Origin of the sequence: Bacillus sp. AFS012607 (assembly GCF_002558005.1) — a bacterium.
GTDB classification, from domain to species: Bacteria; Bacillota; Bacilli; order Bacillales; family Bacillaceae_G; genus Bacillus_A; species Bacillus_A thuringiensis_S.
In genome coordinates, this window is the sequence record NZ_NTVM01000039.1 from 16,789 (window position 1) to 36,478 (window position 19,690).

A 19,690-nucleotide genomic window follows, 5' to 3' on the forward strand; every position below is an offset into this window, starting at 1 on the left:
TATATAATTTCACCTTGTTACATGAAATCATACGGTGAAATGTTTTCCACGTCCATTTCTTCGCCATTAACTGTGACCATCTGTACTTCTCCTTGTGATTCCTGCAAGCGACTAGCCAAAGTTGTTTGACGCATTGCATCATCAAGGCGATTTACACCGGATTTGAAAGCTGCTTCCTCCCCGCAAATAATAAGGAACTTCTTACTTCTTGTAATGCCCGTGTAAATTAAATTACGACGTAACATACGGTTGTAACTTTTCACGATCGGCATAATAACAATCGGAAATTCACTACCTTGTGATTTATGAATGGAACAACAATATGCATGCGTAATTTGATTTAAATCGGGCTTTGTATACGTTACCTCAATTCCATCAAATGAAACGATAATCATATCTTGTTGCTCAACGTTTTCTTTCGCATAAAACACCGAAACAATTTCTCCAATATCACCATTAAACACCTGGCTCTCTGGCTGATTAACGAGTTGCAGTACTTTATCGCCTCTTCGGTATACAACATCACCGTAAGCAATTTCTTTACTCTTTTCCCTCTTCGGATTAAATACTTGTTGCAATGCTTCGTTTAATACATTAATACCAGCAGGCCCGCGGTACATCGGCGCTAATACTTGGACATCCCTTGCACTAAATCCTTTTGTTTTAGCATTTTCACAAACTTTTTTCACAACCTCAACAATTTGAGCCCCTGTACAGCTGATAAATGAACGATCTTTTTTATTTTGTGCTAAATCTGGCGGGAGCGTGCCGTCTTTGATTGCATGGGCAAGTTGAATAACAGATGAGCCTTCTGCTTGACGATAAATTTCAGTAAGCTTCACTGTCGGAACTGCGCCTGCATTTAATAAATCTTTTAATACTTGTCCAGGTCCTACAGATGGCAACTGATCTTCATCACCTACAACGATAACTTGAATGTTCGTCGGTAGCGACTTAAATAGCTGATTCGCAAGCCAAATATCAACCATTGAAAATTCATCAATAATAAGGAGCTTACCTTGGACAGGATCCGTTTCATTACGCTGGAAAGATCCTTCTGGCGTCCAGCCAAGCAAACGGTGAATTGTGCAAGCTGGAAGTCCTGTCGATTCACTCATCCGCTTCGCTGCTCTTCCTGTTGGAGCTGTTAATAGTATTGGAAATGGATTATCATCACTGTATTCATTCGGATTTAACGATAATCCGTGAAGTGACGCATACATTTCAACAATCCCTTTAATAACAGTTGTTTTCCCCGTTCCTGGTCCACCTGTTAATAACATCATTGGCTTATGAAGTGCCGTTTGAATCGCTTCTTGCTGAAACGGTGCATACTGCACGTTTAACTGTTCTTCAATTTCACCTAATGTTTTTAACACTTCTGCTTCAGGAAATGAAGGTGTTTCCTCTTGATTCATCAATCGACGAATAGACTTTACAACACCTTTTTCAGAGTAGAATAAAGTTGCTAAATACACTCGTTCTTCTTCTATGATGACTTTCCCTTCACTTTGCATTGTTTCAATACAACCTATAATATCTTCCTCAGTCACTCTTCCTTCTTGATTGTTTAAAAGTGACATCGTTTCTCTTACAAGTTGATCTTTCCTCATATAAACGTGACCAAGTTGCAATGAGACATTCTCTAATGTGTAAAAACATCCCGCTCGTACACGGTCGTCGTGATTACCCGATATTCCTAACGCACGCCCTATATCATCCGCTCGTCCAAAACCAATCCCGTCCACTTCTTCAATAAGTTGATACGGATTATTACGAATCACTTCTAATGTCATCTCTTTATATTGCTGGTAAATCTTAATAGAAAGTTTCGTTCCAAAACCGTAACCATTTAAAAAGCTCATTACTTTCTCTAATCCTTGATGTTCAACAATTGTCTCATATATTTCCTGAGCCTTTTGTTTGTTAACAACACCATTTAACGCCTCAGGGTCATCCATAATTTTAGAAATAGCATGTTCCCCGAGATGATCCACAATTTTTTCCGCTGTACGCTTTCCTATCCCTTTAAATAAATCACTCGCTAAATATTGCACCATACCTGCTTTTGTTTGCGGCAATTCTTTTTTAAATGTTTCAACCATATATTGTTTTCCATACTTTGGATGGTCCTTAAAGTGACCTGTCAATGTAAACACTTCATCTTCATGCATGCGGGGAAAATGACCGTTTATCATTACTTTCTTTTCGTCATATGTTTCATTCGTTTCAATGACTTTCATACTGACAACGGAATAGAGGTTTTCTTCGTTGTGGAAAATGGTATGAAGAACTTGCGCTTTTATAAACTTTTTCTCTTCCTCAAACAAATCCATTGCATGTTGATTTCCCATCTTTCCTCTCCTTTCCGATATTTTCACTTTAATGAGCAGTACATCCCCCACCTCTTTAGATGAGGGATAACTACCCATTAAACTATATTTTTATCTTATTCAGCTTCTTGCTCTAATAAACGAACGCCATTACCCGCTAAAAAGTGATCTGGCTGAATTTCAGTTGCTTTCTTAAATAAAGCGAGAGCCTTCTCATTATTTTCCTCAAATACGTACGCAACACCTAAATTGTAATACGCATCTGCATGCTCTTCATCCATTTCTAATACCTTTTCAAAATAAGGTTTCGCCTCTTGAATGTGTTCTAGTCGAGCGAAGCAAAGTCCGCACTGGAATACAGCTTCCACATCGTTTTCATCTAATTCTGTTGCTCTTTGTAAGAATGGTAGTGCAAGACGATCATTTCCAAGCTGTACATGTGTGATACCTAACATAAATGTTACATCAGCTGATTGTAATCCAGCTTGCATTGCTTGTTCAAATACAGCTTTCGCCTCAGTAAATTGCTCTTGGCCATAATATACATTTCCTAAACCATAATAGGCAGCTGCAGATTTATCATCTAACTCTAGTGCACGTTTATAAAATAAAATCGCTCGTTCGCTATCACCTAATACGTCTAATAAATTTGCAAAATTAATGTATCCAAGCGCATCTTTTGGATTTTCTTCGATTGCTTCTGTAAAATTTTTAGCTGCTTCTTCCCAATTTCCTTCTTGCATATATTGAATACCTGTTTCAAGTTTGTTTGACATGTCCTTCACCTCTACAACAAATTATAACAAAGAATGTATTTTCCAAGCGAACGAAAATTCGCTTTATGTAAAAGAAACCTCTAACCGCTAATCGGCAGAGGCTTCTCATTTATCCTAAATAATCCAATTTCTTACCACTACGGTATACTTCATCAATTGTAGCACCGCCTAAGCACTCATCTCCATCATAGAACACAACTGCTTGTCCTGGTGTAATTGCACGAATTGGCTCATCACAAAGAATACGAACTGTATTTTCATCAACGATTTGAACCGTTACTTTATTGTCTTCTTGACGATAACGGAATTTCGCCGTGCACTTAAATTCTGTTTCTTTTACTTTGTTACTTACCCATCCTACATTCGTAGCAATAACTTCATCACCATATAGAAGTTCGTTATGGAATCCTTGATCAACATATAAAATGTTTTCTTTCAAGTTTTTCCCAACAGCAAACCACGGATCACCGTTACCACCAATTCCAAGTCCATGACGTTGTCCAATTGTATAGTACATTAAACCGTCATGCTTTCCTTTCACTTCACCAGATAATGTTTGCATTACACCTGGTTGCGCTGGTAAGTAGTTACTTAAGAAATCTTTAAAGTTACGCTCACCAATGAAGCAAATACCTGTACTATCTTTTTTCGCCGCTGTCGCTAAGCCAGCTTCTTTCGCCATTTCACGAATTTGCGGTTTCTTTAATTCACCTAACGGGAACATTGTTTTTGATAATTGCTCTTGGCTTAATTGATTTAAGAAGTATGTTTGATCTTTATTGTCATCAACGCCGCGAAGCATTTTATATTCGCCGTCCATATAAGCAACGCGTGCATAATGGCCTGTTGCTACATAATCAGCACCAAGCGCAATTGCATGCTCTAAAAATGCTTTAAATTTAATTTCTTTATTACACATTACATCTGGATTTGGTGTACGACCAGCTCGGTACTCATCTAAGAAGTACGTAAATACTTTATCCCAGTATTGTTTTTCAAAGTTTACTGCATAATACGGAATACCGATTTGGTTACACACTTCAATTACATCATTGTAATCTTCAGTTGCTGTGCAGACACCATTCTCATCTGTATCATCCCAGTTTTTCATAAAAATTCCGATTACATCATAACCTTGCTCTTTTAATAAAAGTGCTGCTACAGATGAATCGACGCCACCGGACATTCCGATGACAACGCGTGTTTCGTGAGGTAGTTTGTTCATCATGTCACCTCCCATGCTAATTTTGTGTTAATCGCTTCACGATTTTCACTGTTTCGTACGCCGCTTTTTCAATTTGCTCTTTCGTATTTCCAAGCCCAAAACTAAAGCGTACGGATGAACGTATTTGATCGGAGTCTTTTCCAAACATCGCTACTAATACATGTGATGGATCAATCGAACCAGCTGTACAAGCAGAACCACTTGATACTGCAATGCCAGCTAGGTCTAAGTTCACAAGAAACGGTTCAATGTTCATTCCTGTAAAACTTACATTAAGCACATGCGGTAAGCGATGTTCTAAGTTTCCGTTTACCTCGAAAGTAATGCCTTCATTTTTGAAGACAGATACCATTATATCTTTAAACTCTTCATATTGGGCATTTTTTTGCTCACGAGTTTTTTCAGCAATAAGAATTGCATGCTGAAGCCCAGCAATACTAGGCACATTTTCCGTACCAGCACGGCGTTTTCTTTCTTGCTCTCCGCCTATTAATAACGGCTCAAATTTCACATTTGCACCAGCGTATAAGAACCCTACACCTTTTGGTCCGTTAATTTTATGGGCTGAAATGGATAATAAATCAATACCAAACTCTTTCACATCAATTTCTACCAAACCATAAGCTTGTACCGCATCTGTATGGAAATAAGCTTGATGCTCCTTTAGTAGCTTTCCTATTTCTACAATTGGTTGCATTGTCCCTACTTCATTATTCCCAAACATAACAGATACAAGAATCGTCTCTTCGGTTAATGCCTTTTGTATGTCAGAAACTTGAATGCGCCCTGTTTCATCGACAGGTAAATATGTCACTTCAAACCCTTCACGCTCTAACAATTCGCACGTATGCAAAATCGCATGATGTTCAATTTGCGTCGTTATAATGTGATTACCTTTATGACGGTTCGCACGTGCTACACCTATAAGCGCTAAATTATCAGCTTCTGTACCACCGCTCGTAAATATAATTTCATTCGGATTCGCATGAATACTGCGTGCACACACTCGTCTCGCCTCATCTACTGTGTGACGAGTTTGACGTCCATAAAAGTGAATACTAGACGGGTTCCCGAATATTTCTGTCATATATGGAATCATCTTTTCGACCACTTCTGGGTGAGTCGGAGATGTCGCAGCATGATCTAAGTAAATGCGTTCCATTAAATCTCCTTCTTTCCAAATCGTTTCACAAGGAATTAAATGTAAAACATATAGCCCCCGTGATTTTCTTCCTCATAACGTACTAAATCTTCTAACGTTGTACTATCTAACACTTCTTGCACCGCATCACGAACACGCATCCATAACTGGCGCTGTGCTGGCTCTTCTTCTTCTATCATTTCTACAACACTAATCGGTCCCTCTAATACACGGATCACATCCCCAGCTGTAATGTTAGCTGGTTGATCAGATAATACATATCCGCCATATGCACCTCGCGTACTCTTCACTAGACGAGCGTTACGAAGTGGTGAAATTAATTGCTCTAAGTAATGCTCCGATAAGTCATGCGCCTGCGCAATTGATTTTAATGAAATCGGACCTTCACCAAACTTTTTTGCAAGATCGATCATAATTGTTAAGCCATAGCGGCCCTTTGTTGAAATCTTCATCTATTTTGCACCTCTTTTCAAATTTTCACTTCTATTGGTTATATCTTATTTATAAAAAGAACACAATTTAAAATCCTATGAAATTATAGCATAATATAGTATTATAAGAAATTTCAACTTGTGTATCAAAATGATAACATAAAATCACATTGAAAAACTCGGGAATTATTACAATTGAAAGAAAAATGAAAATATTCATCTTCATTTTTCCCATAAAACAGCATACTATTTCAAATTCCGTAGAAAAAAATGATACGATAGAACGAGATTATATGTTAAGGGAGACGGTCTAAATGAAACAACCACTCGCACATCGAATGCGCCCTACAAATATTCAAGAAATTATTGGGCAACAGCATTTAGTTGGTGAAGGAAAGATTTTATGGCGAATGGTCCAAGCAAATCATTTTCAATCTATGATTTTATACGGTCCTCCAGGTACAGGAAAAACATCCATTGCCAGTGCAATTGCAGGAAGTACCGGTACCCCGTTTCGTCTATTAAACGCTGTTACTCACAATAAAAAAGATATGGAAGTTGTCGTACAAGAAGCGAAGATGCATCGACACCTCGTTTTAATTTTAGATGAAGTTCACCGTCTAGATAAAGCAAAGCAAGACTTTCTATTACCTCATTTAGAAAGCGGACTTCTTACTTTAATTGGTGCAACGACAAGTAATCCATTCCATGCAATAAACTCCGCTATTCGAAGCAGATGTCAAATTTTCGAATTACACGCACTAACAGAAGATGATATTTTAATTGGGTTAAAAAGAGCTTTAGAAGATAAAGAAAAAGGCCTTGGAGAATATGCTGTAACGATAACAGATGAAGCACTACATCACTTTACAAACGCCTCTGGTGGTGATATGCGTTCCGCTTATAACGCACTTGAGCTTGCTGTATTATCCAGCTTTACTACAGACGATCAAGCGGCTGAAATCACACTCGAGATTGCAGAAGAATGCTTACAAAAGAAGAGCTTCGTTCACGACAAAGGCGGCGATGCTCATTATGACGTATTATCAGCATTTCAAAAATCAGTGCGCGGAAGTGATGTAAATGCAGCGCTCCATTATTTAGCACGCCTTATTGAAGCAGGTGATTTACAAAGTATTGGCAGACGCCTTCTTATTATGGCTTATGAAGATATTGGACTTGCTAGCCCACAAGCTGGACCGCGTACACTAGCTGCAATTGAATCAGCTGAACGAGTCGGATTCCCAGAAGCACGCATCCCACTTGCAAATGCCGTTATCGAGCTATGCTTATCACCAAAATCAAATTCAGCTTATAAAGCACTGGATGCTGCACTACATGATTTACGTAACGATCAAACAGGTGATATTCCAAGCCATTTAAAAGATAGTCATTACAAAGGCGCAGAATCACTTGGAAGAGGCATTGGATATTTATATCCACACGACCATCCAAACGGCTGGGTAAGGCAACAATACTTACCTGATAAAATAAAAAACAAGCAATATTATAAACCGAAAACGACAGGAAAATTTGAGCAAGCACTTTCTACTGTTTATGAAAGATTACAAACTTCGAATAAAACGAAAAATAAAGGGTAACATAAACGAAAACGTCACCATTATGGAGGCTTCGCTTATGAAAACACGTCAAGATGCATGGACAAAAGAAGATGATCTCCTTTTAGCAGAAACTGTTTTACGACATATTCGCAGCGGAAGTACACAAATAAAAGCATTTGATGAAGTCGGCGATGCGTTGAACCGCACTTCAGCAGCTTGTGGCTTTAGATGGAATGCTGAAGTACGAGCGAATTACGAAGATGCAGTGCAGATTGCAAAAAAACAACGTAAAGAATTAAAACGTTCTGAAGCTAAAATAGAAAAAGATCAGTTCACGAAAACGAAACAACTCGTAATCGATGCTGAGTTTTCAGAAGATATTACGCCAAGTAAACAGGAACTTACAATGCAAAATGTCATCTCATTTTTGCAAAACATGGAACATAATAACCCTTCAATCGCAAAGTTGCAAACTGAAAATGATGTATTACAAAATCAGCTCACTTCCCTACAAAAAACGAATAATGAACTTGAAGCAAAATTAGCGGTACTCACAAAAAAACAACAAGCAATCGAAGAAGATTACGCGATGCTTGTTAGAATTATGGATCGTGCTCGAAAACTTGTTTCAGTCGAAGAGCAAGAAGATCAAATTGCCCCGATTTTCAAAACCGATCAAAACGGGAATTTAGATATTATTTATTCTGCAGAGAATTAAAAACAAGGATGTCACTTAGTTAAAAAAGTGACATCCTTGTTTGTTTTCGGTGAACCATATATATCGGTAATTGAAATTATATCAACGATTTTTCAAATATATCTATCACAACTTGCAATATATCAACGATTCGACAAAGGATATCGATTTAACGACAAAGATTGACAATAACATTCCTCCCTGTCATACAAAGAAACGCCCAAAATAGATTGGGTAAATATAATCATTACTTACTAGCCTTGCTCACATTTGAACTAGTAGTAATGCAAATATTTTTATTTCTTTAATACATATAAAAAAGCATATATCCAAAATGGATATATGCTTTCACTTTATTCTTGCCCCACACGTTTCACTTCTACGTTTTTAATACGTTCACGTACAACGTGACTTGCCATAATTAAGCCTGCCACAGATGGTACGAATGCATTTGATGAAGGTGGTAATTTCGCTTTACGAATTTTTGCATTTTCGTCTGGTACGATCTCTTTACGTACTTCTTCACGAATTACGATTGGATTCTCGTCAGAGAAGACAACTTTTACACCTTTTTTAATACCCTCTTTACGAAGCTTCGTACGAATTACTTTCGCAATTGGATCTGTATGTGTTTTAGAGATATCCGCAATACGGAAACGAGTTGGGTCCATTTTATTTGCTGCACCCATACATGAGATAATTTTAATTTTACGACGTAAACATTGTTTAATTAAATGGATTTTGAACGTAATTGTATCAGATGCATCCACTACGAAATCTAAACCGTGTTTAAAGAACTCTTCATATGTTTCATCTGTATAAAACATTTCTAGTCCAATTACTTCACATTCCGGATTAATGTCTGCAATACGCTCTTTCATTAATTCTACTTTTGAACGTCCTACAGTAGATACTAAAGCATGAATTTGACGGTTTACGTTTGTAATATCTACAACGTCTTTATCAACTAATACGAGACGTCCTACGCCAGAACGTGCTAACGCTTCTGCCGAAAATGACCCTACGCCACCAATTCCTAAAATACCGACTGTACTATTTTTTAATATTTCAAGTCCTTCTTTACCGAAGGCTAATTCATTACGTGAAAATTGATGTAACATTCAGCTCTACACTCCTATTACAAAAATGGTCTACCATGTATTCTAGCGTTTTTCCGACTATTTGTATAGAAAAAGTTATAGAATTCCTAAAAATACATATTTCGAAAATGAAAACATAGTGTACACCGGACTTTTTAAACTTCCCTTTCAATACATGTTTAAAAAGGAGGATTCAGAGGGACGAGCAGCTCGAGGCGCTTATGCCAAGAGGAGCGCAGTGTAGCTTTAACTACTCGAGCACCGGACTAGCGAAGCAACGACGAGATGCGACCTCCATCTGAACCGGACTTTTTTAAACTTCCTCTTCAATACATGTTTAAAAAGGAGGATTCAGAGGGACGAGCAGCTCGAGGCGCTTATGCCAGGAGGAGCGCAGTGTAGCTTTAACTACTCGAGCACCGGACTGGCGAAGTAACGACGAGATGCGACCTCCATCTGAACCGGACTTTTTTAAACTTCCTCTCAAAAAAAGTCTAGACGGTTATAGTATAACCATCTAGACCCTATTCTTACTTCTCTTCTTTCAAGCTTAATTTTAAGTTCAATTCTTCAAGCTGTGCTTCTGCAACTGGGCTTGGAGCTTCTGTTAATAAGCAGCTTGCGCTTGCTGTTTTCGGGAATGCAATTGTATCACGAAGGTTCGTACGGCCTGCAAGTAACATAACAAGACGGTCTAAACCTAATGCGATTCCGCCGTGTGGTGGTGTACCGTATTCGAATGCTTCTAATAAGAATCCGAATTGCTCTTGCGCTTCTTCTTGTGAGAATCCAAGTGCTTTGAACATTTTTTCTTGTACGTCACGCTCGTAAATACGAAGTGATCCGCCACCAAGCTCATAACCGTTTAATACAAGGTCATATGCTTGTGCACGTGCTTTTTCTGGTGCTGTTTCTAGTAGCTCAACATCTTCACGGAATGGCATTGTGAATGGGTGGTGAGCTGCGAAGTAACGATCTGCATCTTCATCGTACTCAAGAAGTGGCCAATCAGTTACCCATAGGAAGTTAAATTTACTTTCGTCAATTAACTCAAGCTCTTTACCTAGACGTAAACGAAGTGCGCCTAAGCTATCTGCAACAACGCTCTTCTTATCTGCTACAAATAGTAATAAGTCGCCAGCAGTAGCTTCTAATGTAGTCATTAACACGTTTGCATCTTCTTCACCGAAGAATTTCGCAATCGGTCCTTTTAGGCCGTCTTCTTCAACTTTAAGCCAAGCTAGACCTTTTGCACCGTATACTTTCACAAATTCAGTTAATGCATCGATGTCTTTACGAGAGTATTTACTTGCAGCACCTTTTGCATTAATTGCTTTTACTTGTCCGCCGCTTTCTACAGCACTTGTAAACACTTTAAATCCACAACCTGCTGCAAACTCAGATAAGTCTGTTAGTTCCATTTCAAAGCGTGTATCTGGCTTATCAGAACCGTAGCGAGCCATTGCATCAGCATATTTCATACGAGGGAATGGTGCACTAACTTCTACACCTTTTGCATCCTTCATAACTTTCGTCATCATACGCTCCATCATATCTAAAATTTCATCTTGTGTTAAGAATGAAGCTTCGATATCGATTTGCGTGAATTCTGGTTGACGATCCGCACGTAAATCTTCGTCACGGAAACAACGTGCTACTTGATAGTAACGCTCAAATCCGCCGACCATAAGAAGCTGTTTAAATAACTGTGGTGACTGTGGTAATGCATAGAATTCACCATCATGTACACGACTTGGTACTAAATAGTCACGAGCTCCTTCTGGCGTGCTTTTCGTTAAAATTGGTGTTTCGACTTCTAAAAACTCTTCTGTATCTAAGAAATTACGAATTGTTTTTGTTACGTCGTGACGCATTTTGAATGTGTTGAACATTACAGGACGACGTAAGTCTAAATAACGATATTTTAAACGCACATCTTCTGATGCATCTGTATCATCAGCAATGATAATTGGCGTTGTTTTCGCTGCATTTAGTACATTTACTTTTGTTGCTTGTACTTCAATACGACCAGTTGCCATATTGTCATTAATTGCGCCTTCACCACGTTCAACAACTGTACCTTCTACGTGTAATACGTATTCACTACGAATTGTTTCTGCTACTTCTAACGCTTCTTTTGATGTTTCTGGGTTAAATACAACTTGTACGATACCTGTGCGGTCACGTAAATCGATAAAGATTAATCCACCTAAGTCACGGCGTTTTTGTACCCAACCTTTTAATTGAACTGTTTGTCCAACAGCTTCTACTGTTACTTTTCCACATGCATGTGTTCTTTCAGCCACTGTAAGTTCCCCCTATATTAATTTCTCTGCTACGTATGAAGCAAATACATCTAACGCTACTTCTTCTTGTTCACCTGTTGCCATATCTTTTAAGTTAATGATACCTTTATCCAGCTCATCTTCTCCTAATACAGCTACAAATTTCGCCTTTAGACGATCTGCTGATTTAAATTGTGCTTTCATTTTGCGATCTAAATAATCTTTTTCAACTGACAATCCAGCTTTACGAAGATTGAACGCAACTTTTGCAGCATGGTCTTTCGCTTTTTCACCGAGCGCTACAACGTAACAATCAATGCTATGTTCAAGTGGTAATTCAATATTTTCAGCTTTTAGCGCCATAATTAAACGTTCAATACTCATTGCAAAACCGATACCTGGCATTTCTGGTCCACCGATTTCTTGTACAAGTCCGTTATAACGGCCACCACCGCTTAATGTAGTGATCGCACCGAAACCTTCTGCCTCACTCATAATTTCAAAAACAGTGTGTTGATAGTAGTCTAAACCACGTACTAAGTTCGGATCTTTTTCAAATGGAACATCCATCATCGTTAATAGTTCTTGAACTTTGTCGTAGTATACTGCTGAATCTTCGTTTAAGTATTCTGTAATAGATGGTGCTGTTCCCATTAATTCATGGTTACGGTCTTTCTTACAGTCTAAAATTCGAAGTGGGTTCTTTTCTAAGCGAGATTGACAGTCAGAGCAGAATTCGCCGATACGTGGCTCAAAGTGTGCGATTAATGCATCACGGTGTGCTTGACGGCTCGCTGCATCACCTAAACTGTTTAATACAACTTTAATATTTTTTAAGCCCATGCCGCGGTAAAATTCAACAGCAAGTGCAATTACTTCTGCATCAATTGCAGGATCATTACTGCCGATTGCTTCGATACCGAATTGTACGAATTGACGATAGCGACCTGCTTGTGGTCTTTCATAACGGAACATTTGACCGATATAGTATAATTTCGTTGGTTGTGTTGCATCACCAAACATTTTATTTTCAACGTAAGAACGTACAACAGGTGCAGTACCTTCTGGACGTAATGTTAAGCTGCGCTCTCCACGATCTTGGAATGAGTACATTTCTTTTTGTACGATATCTGTCGTATCACCAACACCACGTAAAAATAGCTCCGTGTGCTCAAAAATTGGTGTACGAATTTCTTTATAATTGTAACGACGGCAAATTTCGCGTGCTTGCCCTTCGATATACTGCCATAACTCAACAGTGCCTGGAAGAATATCTTGCGTTCCGCGTGGGATTTGAATAGACATATTCAGTTCCTCCTCAAATTGTTTTAATCTTAATAAAAATAAAAAAACTCCCGCCTCTACTGTTTAAACAGTAGGGACGAGAGTATTATACCCGTGGTGCCACCCTAATTGAAGCACGTATGCTTCCACTTTTTTAATAACGCTTAAATATGCGTTCATCCCTACTAAGCATATATGCCGTTCAAGTTGAAACCTCTAGAGTGTCATTCAATCAGTCATCATGCAGAAATGTTTTCAGCCTAAGACATTCCTTCTCTTTCCATGTGTGTCTCATTTACTCTTCTCTATCAACGGTTATATTCATATGTAAATATAAAATTACTATACGTTTGTTAAGTAGGATTGTCAAGTGCTCTAAGAACGTTCAATCTGCTTCTTTAGACGCTTTACATCTTGAAGAGAAATCCCAAACTCGGAAGCAAGCTCCATTGAAGTATTGTTTTGCTCTTTTGAAATAAAATCATGAAAATTCACGTTAAATAGTTGATTTGCACCATTTGTAACAGAATGCCCTTTTTCATTCATGCGCATACGTATATCCCTCACATTCAATATGGATGTTTTACTTTTTATTGTTCCATATTGATGAGAGAGTTATACATAACCGAAACTGCTATTGATTCCAAATAAACATTAGTATTCGATTTATAACAATAACAATAGCCAGTCCACTTGCTAGCATATGATGCTTCAAATGATATAATGCTGCAACACCTACTCCAAATACGATAATTTCTAATAATACATGTAATATACCTTTTACTTCCCATTCTGCATGTGGAGCTCCAAATAACCCCCAAATGGCAGCAACAACAATCGGAATAATAATAGCAAGTGTAATTTTTATAGCTGTTGTTGTTCCTACTCGAAACCCCCAGTATCCAACAATCCCAAGAATACATAACTCTAGCATAAAACGTAAAGCTATATTAAATTCTTGAAGCATACTACACCTTCTTTTCCTTTTATTCCCCTTCAAATTAATCGTATGATAAATGAACAAAACATACAACAATGTATAAAAAAGAGAGGATTATATAACCCTCTCTTTTTTATCAACACTATTTACTTTCTACAATTAAGGTCACCGGACCATCATTGATTAAAGAAACGTCCATCATTGCTCCGAATTTCCCTGTTTCTACATGCAATCCTTGTTTGCGAACTTCTTCATTAAAGAAATCGTATAAACGCTCTGCATAGTCAGGTTTCGCAGCATCCATAAAGTTTGGACGTCTCCCCTTGCGACAATCTCCGTATAATGTGAATTGCGAAATAGATAGAACTTGTCCTTCTACATCAAGTACAGAATGATTCATCTTTCCGCTCTCATCTTCAAAAATACGTAAGTTTGAAATTTTTTCCGCAATGTAAGTTGCATCTTTTTCTGTATCTTCGTGCGTAATGCCAACTAGTAATGTTAAACCGAACGGAATTTGTCCTACGATCTCACCGTCTACCGTGACAGACGCTTTCTTTGATCGTTGTAAAACAACTCTCATCTTTCTACACTCCCTATTAATGCATCATGCGTCGTACTGCATAAATTTCCGGAACACGTTTAATGCGTTCTACTACTTTTTTCAAATGTTGTAAGTTACGAATTGAGATTGACATATTAATTGTCGCCATCTTATTACGGTCACTTCTACCAGAAACAGCTGAAATGTACGTTTTCGTCTCTGTAACAGCTTGCAGTACTTCATTTAATAAACCACGGCGATCGTAACCTGAAATTTCAATATCAACGTTATACTCAATTTCTTTTTCAGGGCTACCTTCCCACTCTACTTCTAATAATCTTTCTACAGCTTCTTCTGTATGAACATTTACACAATCACGGCGGTGAATCGATACGCCTCGGCCTTTTGTAATATATCCAACGATATCATCGCCCGGAACTGGGTTACAGCATTTCGATAAACGGATTAATAAATTATCAGCACCGCTTACTTTTACACCAGAATCCCATTTTCGAATTTTCATCGGTTTACGAACTTCTTTAACTTCAACAATCTCTTCTTCTTCGCGTTGTTTGCGGAACTTGTCCGTTAGTCGCGTAACAATTTGCGAAGCTGTAATTCCGCTATATCCAACTGCTGCAAACATATCTTCTTCATTTGCAAAGTTAAATTTCTCAGCGACGCGTTTTAAGTTATCAGGCGCTAATACTTCTTTCATCTCATACTCTAGACCACGTACTTCCTTTTCAACAAGTTCACGGCCTTTTTCAATATTTTCGTCTCTACGTTGTTTCTTAAAGAATTGACGAATTTTATTTTTTGCATGAGATGTTTGAGCAAGTTTTACCCAATCTTGACTTGGGCCATAGGAATGTTTCGACGTTAAAATTTCAATGATGTCGCCTGTTTTTAATTTATAATCCAGCGTCACCATTTTACCGTTTACTTTTGCACCAATTGTTTTATTCCCAATTTCCGAATGGACACGATACGCGAAATCAATCGGAACCGATCCAAGTGGTAATTCCATTACATCGCCTTTCGGTGTAAAGACGAATACCATGTCAGAGAATAAATCAATTTTTAATGACTCCATAAATTCTTCTGCATTAGAAGCTTCATTTTGCCATTCTAATATTTGACGGAACCATGTGAGTTTCTTCTCTAATGTACCTGTTGTTTCTGCTGTTTTTCCTTCTTTATACGCCCAGTGTGCCGCAATCCCGAATTCTGCAATTTCGTGCATTTCTTTCGTACGAATTTGCACTTCAAGTGGGTCACCTTTCGGTCCAATTACGGTCGTATGAAGAGATTGATATAGATTTGCTTTTGGCATTGCAATATAATCTTTAAAACGACCTGGCATCGGCTTCCAGCACGTATGAATAATTCCAAGCACCGCATAACAATCTTTAATACTATTTACAACAACACGTACAGCTAATAAATCGTAAATTTCATTGAACTGCTTATTTTGCAGTGCCATTTTACGATAGATACTGTAAATATGTTTCGGTCTTCCAGAAATCTCAGGTTGAATTGCAACTTCTTTTAATTTCTCACGAATACCAGTCATTACTTCGTCTAAATATTCTTCACGTTCTGCACGTTTACGCTTCATTAAATTTACAATACGATAATATTGCTGTGGATTTAAATAGCGAAGTGACGTATCCTCTAGCTCCCATTTAATAGTACTAATTCCGAGTCTATGTGCTAAAGGTGCAAAGATTTCTAACGTTTCATTCGCTATGCGACGCTGCTTCTCTTGAGGCAAATGTTTCAATGTACGCATGTTATGAAGACGATCAGCTAGTTTAATTAAAATAACTCTAATATCTTGAGCCATTGCAATAAACATTTTGCGATGGTTTTCTGCTTGTTGTTGTTCGTGAGATTTATATTTGATTTTCCCAAGCTTTGTAACACCATCAACAAGCATAGCAATTTCTTTGTTAAATTCCCGTTCAATATCTTCTAACGTAATCTCTGTATCTTCCACTACATCATGTAAGAAACCTGCTGATACCGTAGCTGGATCCATGTGTAAATCAACTAAAATACCTGCAACTTGAATCGGATGAATAATATACGGTTCACCCGATTTTCTATATTGTTCGCTATGCGCATCACGTGCATATTCATAGGCACGTGCCACTAGCTCAATATCTTCATCCGCTAAATATTGACTTGCTTTCTCGAGTACCTGTTCAGCTGTTAGTACCTGCTCATTTGCCATCGAATCACCTTTTATTGAAAATTGACTTTATCTTTATTTAATAGAATAAATTATATTCTATCATTATAACCCAATGATTGTGAATTGTGAAAAGGAAAAGATTTTACTGACATTTCACCATGATTTTTTGTTCAATTATACAAAAGTACCCGCTCCTCTCCAAGAGATTCACGGGTACTTTTTATCACCGTAGTTTTACCTATATAGTGATTAGTATTTTTCTAATACTAATACATCGTAACCATCTAACATTTTACGACCATCTAAGTAAGTAAGCTCTACTAAGAATGCAATTCCTGCTACAACTCCGCCTAGCTCTTCAACTAACTTAATTGTCGCTTCGATTGTTCCACCTGTAGCTAATAGATCATCTGTAATTAATACGCGTTGACCTGGCTTAATTGCATCTTTATGGATTGTTAAAACATCTTTACCATATTCTTTACCGTAGTCAACTGTAATTACTTCACGTGGTAATTTCCCTAATTTACGAACTGGTGCAAATCCTACTTCTAACGCATAAGAAACTGGGCAACCGATAATGAAACCACGAGCTTCTGGTCCTACTACAACATCGATATCTCTTTCTTTTGCGTACTCAACGATTGCATCTGTTGCTGCTTTGTATGCTTTACCGTCATTCATTAAAGGTGTAATGTCTTTGAACACAATACCTTCTTTCGGATAATCCGGTACAATTGCGATATGTTGCTTGAAATCCATATTTCTGAATCCTCCTCAGATCTAAAAGGTTTGTAAATACAAATCCTTTACCCTAACTGTTCTACTTCTTTATGATTACGAATCGTTTCAAACCATGTATATAGTTGCTGATATGTGCTATAAACCAATTCTTTTTCTAATTGTAAGTGGTTCATTTTCTCACGATATGTGTTCGATTCAATTAAATCACGCTTTTGTTTTTTGTCTGCCATAAAAATGACGCCATCTTTTATTGTAACAAATTCTAACTCAAAAAACACCTGTGTCATGAAATTTACTGTATCTTTTGACCAACCTTTATGACGACATAGTTGTTCTCCATATTGTCTTAAAGAAAATGGTGTTTTTTGGTTTAAGAAAGAATAGTACCATTTAAAATGTTCTCTCGTAGGAACTGTACTAAATAAATGGTTATTCTCTTGATAAAACAGCGTATAAATTCGCGCTGGGAATCCTACTTTAAATAACTCACGTAATTCATCTGTTCCTTTTGGCAAATCGAGTAACACGATGTATTGATCATCTAAATGCGTTACTTCTGACGCATGCATAAGCTTTTCTTTATAGTCCTCTAAAGAAAATTTATTCAATACCTCTTCAGAAAAATACACCATTGTTATTTTTTCTTTCGGAAGTTCTGCTAAATTTGCTTCTGCATTACGCATACTACGCCAATCAAATAATTGCCACGCCTCTACAGCAATATCTTGTACCATTAGTTGTGGCTTCTTAAAATTATTCCATTCATTGATGGATGCTTCCCCTATTACAGATACCTTTGCAACTGGAGAGATTTCTTTCGCATATGCACCGAAACCGAATCCAATTGTATCCAGTGTTGCTTGTCCATCACGAAGAGCCATTTTTAAATGAGAGCCATCTGATCCGATTGCGCGAATACTTTCTAACTCTGCATCTTTCACTGCAATACGTGGTTTCGGATTTCCAATACCAAACGGTGCTAGTTTTTGCATATCTTCAATTGCCGCTAGCGTTACATCCTCTACTTTGCAAAAAACATCAACTGCTGTAATTGGAATAAAATCTTCTTCTGTTAAAATTGCATCTGCTTGTTCATTTAAGCGGCGACGTAATTCATCTACATCATTCATATGTAGCGTCATTCCCGCTGCCATCGGATGCCCTCCGAAGTGTGGCAATAACTCTCTACAATCTGATAAGTTTGCAAACAAATCAAATCCTGCAATACTACGCGCTGAGCCTTTTGCTGTTTCTTTAATAGGATCAATGCTTAATACAATCGTCGGACGATAAAAACGTTCAACTAATTTAGAAGCAACAATTCCAATTACCCCTGGGTTCCAGCCTTCTTTTGCAAGTACTAATACTTTGTTTTCTTCTGGTGGGAAGTTATTTTCAACTTCAGCGATAGCCTCTTCTGTAATTTGCTTTACAATATCTTTTCGCAGTTTGTTCAGCTCATCAATTTCTTCGGCCAACTCTTTCGCTTCCTCTGGATCATCTGATAATAAAAGGTGTACAGCCGGCGCTGCATCTTCTAAACGTCCGACCGCATTAATACGCGGTGCGAGTGAGAAGCCAATACTCTCTTCTGTAATTTCACTTTGCGAAACGTTAGCAACTTTAAATAGCGCCTTTAGTCCGATATTTTTCGTCATACGCATATGTTTTAAACCGCGTTTCACTAGCAACCTATTTTCACCATGAAGTGATACTAAATCGGCTACTGTACCGATTACTGCAATCTCTAATAAATGTTCTGGTACACGGCCTAATAGTGCATGCGCAACTTTAAACGCAACACCTACACCAGCTAAATAGTGAAACGGATATACACCGCCATCTAATTTCGGATGTATAATCGCAAGTGCTTCTGGCAATTCTGGCGGTGGCTCATGGTGATCTGTAATAATTAGATCTATTCCAAGCTCCTTTGCTACATTCGCTTCATGTACTGCTGCGATGCCAGTGTCGACAGTAATAATCAGTGAGAACCCTGCGCTATGCGCCCAACGAAACGCTTCTTCGTTCGGTCCATACCCTTCTGTAAAACGATTTGGAATGTAAAATTCTACTTCTGCACCTAATTCTTGAAGAGCAAGATATAAAACCGTCGTACTACTTACTCCGTCCGCATCGTAATCACCAAATATTAATATTTGCTCTCCATTTTGAATCGCCTTATTTACACGTTCTACCGTTCTATCCATTCCTTCTAATAAAAATGGATCATGAAATTCTTGATTTTCTGTATTTAAAAAATCTAAAATCTTATCTTCTGTATCTAGTCCTCTACCGAGGAATAATGAAACGACAAGTGGCGATAACTGTAATTTACTTGCTAATTCACTCACTCGCTCGTCATTATATTCTTTTTCTTTCCAACGCGTCTTCGGTTGTAACACGA

The 19,690-nt window shown here is 37.9% G+C and carries 16 protein-coding genes and 1 other annotated feature; of the genes, 2 read left to right on the plus strand and 14 right to left on the minus strand.

All coding sequences use genetic code 11. The features are described 5' to 3' along the window. Nucleotides 1–17: 17 nt before the first annotated feature. The 5 genes from recD2 to cymR form a co-directional block, all read right to left on the minus strand. On the minus strand, nucleotides 18–2,354 hold the full coding sequence (gene recD2 / locus CN409_RS28640) for an SF1B family DNA helicase RecD2 (protein ID WP_000528079.1): 2,337 nt from the start codon (nucleotides 2,352–2,354) through the stop codon (nucleotides 18–20). Nucleotides 2,355–2,449: 95 nt separating this feature from the next. Next, entirely contained in the window at nucleotides 2,450–3,109 is a 660-nt protein-coding gene (locus tag CN409_RS28645; RefSeq protein WP_000066406.1) for a tetratricopeptide repeat protein, read from the minus strand. 109 nt (nucleotides 3,110–3,218) lie between these two features. Next, nucleotides 3,219–4,334, minus strand: coding sequence for a tRNA 2-thiouridine(34) synthase MnmA (mnmA, locus tag CN409_RS28650; protein ID WP_001038011.1), 1,116 nt, complete (start codon nucleotides 4,332–4,334; stop codon nucleotides 3,219–3,221). Between the two features lie 16 nt (nucleotides 4,335–4,350). Next, nucleotides 4,351–5,496 carry a cysteine desulfurase family protein gene (locus CN409_RS28655; protein ID WP_000439891.1) on the minus strand — a complete coding sequence of 382 codons (1,146 nt, stop codon included), beginning with the start codon at nucleotides 5,494–5,496 and terminating at the stop codon, nucleotides 4,351–4,353. Nucleotides 5,497–5,531: 35 nt separating this feature from the next. After that, nucleotides 5,532–5,948 (minus strand): cysteine metabolism transcriptional regulator CymR, encoded by a 417-nt coding sequence (gene cymR, locus CN409_RS28660; RefSeq protein WP_000704116.1) that lies wholly within the window; start codon nucleotides 5,946–5,948, stop codon nucleotides 5,532–5,534. A 293-nt stretch (nucleotides 5,949–6,241) separates the two neighbouring features. Between cymR and CN409_RS28665 the strand changes: the two genes are divergently transcribed. Further along, a complete protein-coding gene (locus CN409_RS28665) occupies nucleotides 6,242–7,528 on the plus strand; it encodes a replication-associated recombination protein A (protein ID WP_000812913.1) in 1,287 nt (428 codons plus the stop codon). A 37-nt stretch (nucleotides 7,529–7,565) separates the two neighbouring features. Then, the gene (locus CN409_RS28670) at nucleotides 7,566–8,207 is read left to right on the plus strand and encodes an RsfA family transcriptional regulator (RefSeq protein WP_000857697.1); all 642 of its coding nucleotides are present in this window, start codon (nucleotides 7,566–7,568) and stop codon (nucleotides 8,205–8,207) included. A 332-nt stretch (nucleotides 8,208–8,539) separates the two neighbouring features. Here the strand turns inward: CN409_RS28670 and CN409_RS28675 are convergent, their stop codons facing one another. The 9 genes from CN409_RS28675 to recJ form a co-directional block, all read right to left on the minus strand. After that, nucleotides 8,540–9,307: a tRNA threonylcarbamoyladenosine dehydratase gene (locus CN409_RS28675; RefSeq protein WP_000903182.1), complete on the minus strand. Its 768-nt coding sequence runs from the start codon at nucleotides 9,305–9,307 to the stop codon at nucleotides 8,540–8,542. Between the two features lie 509 nt (nucleotides 9,308–9,816). Continuing rightward, nucleotides 9,817–11,592: an aspartate--tRNA ligase gene (gene aspS, locus CN409_RS28685; RefSeq protein WP_000840901.1), complete on the minus strand. Its 1,776-nt coding sequence runs from the start codon at nucleotides 11,590–11,592 to the stop codon at nucleotides 9,817–9,819. Between the two features lie 12 nt (nucleotides 11,593–11,604). Continuing rightward, nucleotides 11,605–12,876, minus strand: a complete 1,272-nt coding sequence (gene hisS, locus CN409_RS28690) for a histidine--tRNA ligase (protein WP_000027086.1) — start codon at nucleotides 12,874–12,876, stop codon at nucleotides 11,605–11,607. Between the two features lie 69 nt (nucleotides 12,877–12,945). Further along, nucleotides 12,946–13,176: a binding site (T-box leader), on the minus strand. 54 nt (nucleotides 13,177–13,230) lie between these two features. Beyond that, nucleotides 13,231–13,407 (minus strand): hypothetical protein, encoded by a 177-nt coding sequence (locus CN409_RS32120; protein WP_001242605.1) that lies wholly within the window; start codon nucleotides 13,405–13,407, stop codon nucleotides 13,231–13,233. Nucleotides 13,408–13,489: 82 nt separating this feature from the next. Further along, nucleotides 13,490–13,822, minus strand: coding sequence for a YrdB family protein (locus tag CN409_RS28700; RefSeq protein WP_000938750.1), 333 nt, complete (start codon nucleotides 13,820–13,822; stop codon nucleotides 13,490–13,492). Between the two features lie 115 nt (nucleotides 13,823–13,937). Beyond that, the gene (locus tag CN409_RS28705) at nucleotides 13,938–14,378 is read right to left on the minus strand and encodes a D-tyrosyl-tRNA(Tyr) deacylase (protein ID WP_001266969.1); all 441 of its coding nucleotides are present in this window, start codon (nucleotides 14,376–14,378) and stop codon (nucleotides 13,938–13,940) included. A 16-nt stretch (nucleotides 14,379–14,394) separates the two neighbouring features. After that, nucleotides 14,395–16,578 carry a GTP diphosphokinase gene (gene relA / locus CN409_RS28710; protein ID WP_001262795.1) on the minus strand — a complete coding sequence of 728 codons (2,184 nt, stop codon included), beginning with the start codon at nucleotides 16,576–16,578 and terminating at the stop codon, nucleotides 14,395–14,397. Nucleotides 16,579–16,788: 210 nt separating this feature from the next. Next, complete coding sequence (locus tag CN409_RS28715) at nucleotides 16,789–17,301, minus strand: adenine phosphoribosyltransferase (protein WP_000346215.1); 513 nt, start codon at nucleotides 17,299–17,301, stop codon at nucleotides 16,789–16,791. A gap of 47 nt (nucleotides 17,302–17,348) precedes the next feature. After that, the gene (gene recJ, locus CN409_RS28720) at nucleotides 17,349–19,688 is read right to left on the minus strand and encodes a single-stranded-DNA-specific exonuclease RecJ (protein WP_000941227.1); all 2,340 of its coding nucleotides are present in this window, start codon (nucleotides 19,686–19,688) and stop codon (nucleotides 17,349–17,351) included. Nucleotides 19,689–19,690: the final 2 nt, after the last annotated feature.

Excerpts from the sequence above, each read along its gene's own strand:
- recD2 (WP_000528079.1), bottom strand. The coding sequence starts at position 2,354 with ATGGGAAATCAACATGCAATGGATTTGTTTGAGGAAGAGAAAAAGTTT.
- CN409_RS28645 (WP_000066406.1), bottom strand. The coding sequence starts at position 3,109 with ATGTCAAACAAACTTGAAACAGGTATTCAATATATGCAAGAAGGAAAT.
- mnmA (WP_001038011.1), bottom strand. The coding sequence starts at position 4,334 with ATGAACAAACTACCTCACGAAACACGCGTTGTCATCGGAATGTCCGGT.
- CN409_RS28655 (WP_000439891.1), bottom strand. The coding sequence starts at position 5,496 with ATGGAACGCATTTACTTAGATCATGCTGCGACATCTCCGACTCACCCA.
- cymR (WP_000704116.1), bottom strand. The coding sequence starts at position 5,948 with ATGAAGATTTCAACAAAGGGCCGCTATGGCTTAACAATTATGATCGAT.
- CN409_RS28665 (WP_000812913.1), top strand. The coding sequence starts at position 6,242 with ATGAAACAACCACTCGCACATCGAATGCGCCCTACAAATATTCAAGAA.
- CN409_RS28670 (WP_000857697.1), top strand. The coding sequence starts at position 7,566 with ATGAAAACACGTCAAGATGCATGGACAAAAGAAGATGATCTCCTTTTA.
- CN409_RS28675 (WP_000903182.1), bottom strand. The coding sequence starts at position 9,307 with ATGTTACATCAATTTTCACGTAATGAATTAGCCTTCGGTAAAGAAGGA.
- hisS (WP_000027086.1), bottom strand. The coding sequence starts at position 12,876 with ATGTCTATTCAAATCCCACGCGGAACGCAAGATATTCTTCCAGGCACT.
- CN409_RS32120 (WP_001242605.1), bottom strand. The coding sequence starts at position 13,407 with ATGCGCATGAATGAAAAAGGGCATTCTGTTACAAATGGTGCAAATCAA.
- CN409_RS28700 (WP_000938750.1), bottom strand. The coding sequence starts at position 13,822 with ATGCTTCAAGAATTTAATATAGCTTTACGTTTTATGCTAGAGTTATGT.
- CN409_RS28705 (WP_001266969.1), bottom strand. The coding sequence starts at position 14,378 with ATGAGAGTTGTTTTACAACGATCAAAGAAAGCGTCTGTCACGGTAGAC.
- relA (WP_001262795.1), bottom strand. The coding sequence starts at position 16,578 with ATGGCAAATGAGCAGGTACTAACAGCTGAACAGGTACTCGAGAAAGCA.
- CN409_RS28715 (WP_000346215.1), bottom strand. The coding sequence starts at position 17,301 with ATGGATTTCAAGCAACATATCGCAATTGTACCGGATTATCCGAAAGAA.